Below are 929 nucleotides of genomic sequence, written 5' to 3' on the forward strand. Positions count from 1 at the left end.
TGCCCTGGCGGTGTATGCGGTGCCGCCGGAATCGGATGGCACTGCCGAGCAGAGCGTGCTGTTATGTGAAACCTGCCAGACCCAGCTGGATAACCCGGGTAATGAAGACGCCAACCACTGGCGCTGCCTGAACGACAGCATGTGGAGCCCGGTGCCGGCGGTGCAAGTGTTGGCGTGGCGCATGTTGACGCGCTTGCAGGCAGAAGGTTGGCCGCAGGACCTGCTGGATATGTTGTACCTGGATGACGACACCCTGGCCTGGGCCCAGGCCACCGGTGAAGGCCAGACGGAAGACGCGCGGGAATTGCACCGCGACAGCAATGGTGCCGTGCTGGAAGCCGGTGATTCGGTCACGCTGATCAAGGATTTGAATGTGAAAGGGGCCAATTTTACCGCCAAGCGTGGCACCGCGGTGCGCAATATTTCTCTGGTGCAGGATAATCCTGAGCACATCGAAGGCCGCGTAGAAGGCCAGCGTATTGTGATTCTGACCCAGTTCGTGAAGAAAAACTGATGCCGCACAGTCTGATTCTCGGCGGCATTCGTTCCGGCAAAAGTTCACTGGCGGAAAACCTGGTCAGTGAGCAACACGATCCGGTGGTGTATGTGGCGACGGCCACCGCCGGTGATGGTGAAATGAGCGACCGTATTCGTCGCCATCGTATGCGGCGCCCGGCGAGCTGGGGGTTGGTGGAAGAGCCGTTGCATCTGGGCGCCTTGCTTAACCGCCAGGCCACGTTGTCACCGGTTCCCTGTGTCTTGGTCGATTGCATGAGCCTGTGGGTGAGTAATTTGCTGCATGCCGGGGACGCGGCGTTTGTCCGGGAGCGGGACAGTTTTCTTGGGGCGCTGGGGCAGTATCCCGGCAATGTGGTGGTCGTCAGCAATGAAGTGGGGCTGGGGACCATTGCCATGGACCCACTCACCCG

2 protein-coding genes are annotated in these 929 nt (G+C 60.4%); both read left to right on the forward strand.

From position 1 onward, the window contains the following. Positions 1-514: alkylphosphonate utilization protein (locus A3730_RS25445; protein ID WP_063539251.1), on the forward strand; the 514-nt coding region annotated here is incomplete at its 5' end. Beyond that, positions 514-929: bifunctional adenosylcobinamide kinase/adenosylcobinamide-phosphate guanylyltransferase (locus A3730_RS25450; protein WP_063539252.1), on the forward strand; the 416-nt coding region annotated here is incomplete at its 3' end. The genes A3730_RS25445 and A3730_RS25450, both read left to right, overlap by 1 nt.

The organism is Alcanivorax sp. HI0044 (assembly GCF_001634945.1).